General features: G+C 38.1%; 1 protein-coding gene. It reads right to left on the reverse strand.

Translation table 11 applies throughout. The annotated features are described in order from the left end of the window. Positions 1 to 41: 41 nt before the first annotated feature. On the reverse strand, positions 42 to 331 hold a 290-nt coding region (locus ACYVTD_RS18600), incomplete at its 5' end, for an LptF/LptG family permease (RefSeq protein WP_461249070.1).

The following is a 331-nucleotide window of genomic DNA, read 5'->3' on the forward strand; positions in this document are numbered from 1 at the left end:
GAATTGGCGAAGTAGATATTTATCGAGTAACATTATTTTATTCATTTACGCACCTTAATAACGGCAAGAACAATGCCTATGGATAAAAAGAAAATATTCGGAGCCCACATCGACAAAAAAGGCGGCGTTCCCGCGCGTAAACCCATTGCCTGTCCTATAAAAAGCATAGACCAGTATAACACGGCGATAATATTGCCGAAAATAAATCCTACAGTTTGCCCGCTTTTTTTAGCCATTAAACCAAGGTAGACAGCAAGGAAAACAAAACAAAATGCGCCAAGAGGAACGGAAAATTTTCTGTATATCTCAATTATATGAATAGTAAGGGATC

This window comes from Treponema sp. R6D11, from assembly GCF_054786075.1.